Here is a 1,519-nt window from a genome sequence, read left to right as displayed (position 1 = left end):
GCTCCTCGCGATGATGGGGTGGATGGCCCCCTCGCGGCATTTGTGTGCCAAAGTTGGGTTGTCGAAACCAACTGCAGCGGAGCCATCCATGAGAGAGGTTAGCACAATCGGAATCGATATCGCGAAGCGGTCGTTTCAGGTGCATGGGGTCGATCGGGCGGGCGCGGTCGTGGTGCGCCGGGCGCTGCGGCGGTCGCAGATGCTGACGTTTTTCGGCAAGCTGCCGCCTTGCCTGATCGGCATGGAGGCGTGCGGGACGGCGCACTTCTGGGCGCGCGAGCTCGGCAAGTTCGGGCACGACGTCCGGCTGATCCCGCCGGCCTATGCGAAGGCGTACGTGCGGCGGAACAAGAACGACCCGGCCGACGCCGAGGCGATCTGCGAGGCGGTCAGCCGGCCGTCGATGCGCTTCGTGGCGGTCAAGAGCGAGGACCAGCAGGCCGCCGCCGGCATTCACCGGGTGCGCGAAATCCTGATGAAGCAGCATACGATGCTGACGAACCACATTCGCGGCCTGATGGCGGAGTTCGGCGTCGTCGCCGCCAAGGGGCTGCTCGGGCTCAAGGACCTGACGGCGATCCTGGACAACCCGGACGATCGGCGCATTCCGAGCCCGCTGCGCGAAGGCCTGGCGAGAATCGTCGAGACCTTGCGGTTCATCGACGCCAGGCTCGAGGCGATCGAGCGACAGCTCGTTCAGGCGGGGCGCGAGAACGCGACCTACCGTCACCTGATCACCGCCCCCGGCTATGGGCCGATTCTGTCCAGCGCCATGGCGGCGATGGTGGTCGACCCGGCCGCATTCCGTCGCGGCTCGGACTTCGCCGCCTCGCTCGGCCTCGTCCCCCGGTAGGAGGGGACCGGCGGCAAGACGTGGCTGGGGCCGATCAGCAAGCGCGGCAACGGCTATCTCCGCCGGCTGCTGGTCAACGGCGCCAACGCGGTGCTGAAGAGCAAGCGGGCGAAAACGGACCCGTGGCTCGCCAGGTTGCTCGCCGCCAAGCCGCGCAAGGTGGTCGCGGTCGCGCTGGCCAACAAAATGGCGCGCACCGGCTGGGCGTTGATGACGCGGCGGGAGGATTATCGTGAGGCGAGCGCCGCGGCCGCCTGAGGCTGTGGACATGACGCTTCGCTTGGACAACGCGTCCGCGTTGCCCACATGCCCACAGCAAGAACAGCAGACGCAGCCGCGCGCTGCGAATGGAAAGGAGACGAGATCGGCCAGCCCCAACTGACCCACCCCGTTCAAGCGGACCCCTCGGGGACCGCTTGGCGCTTGCGAGGGTAAAACACGCGTGATGGCAAATGTCCGGTCAATCCGGCGATCGAGGGCAACCTGTCGCTGTCATAGGGGCTCGACCCCGTCGCGATGATCAGGCCTCGATCCTCGGTTCCCATCAGGGCCCGCGGCCATGTCGCGCCGCAATCCAGAGGCCGTACACATGACCGCAAGTGGCCGTACGTCCATCCGCTTGAAATTGCCTCTTGCAAGTCGGGGGCCATCCACACATGACGGCGG

Annotated in this window: 1 pseudogene; it reads left to right on the top strand. The window is 67.0% G+C overall.

Annotation, left to right across the window (positions count from 1 at the left end):
* Positions 1-88 precede the first annotated feature (88 nt).
* Positions 89-1,111, top strand: a pseudogene (locus tag DFR50_RS31105) (IS110 family RNA-guided transposase).
* The last annotated feature ends 408 nt before the right edge of the window (positions 1,112-1,519 follow it).

Source organism: Roseiarcus fermentans, assembly GCF_003315135.1.
GTDB lineage: Bacteria > Pseudomonadota > Alphaproteobacteria > Rhizobiales > Beijerinckiaceae > Roseiarcus > Roseiarcus fermentans.
The sequence above is the reverse complement of the archived record's forward strand: the minus strand, read 5'-3'. Positions and strand labels throughout refer to the sequence as shown.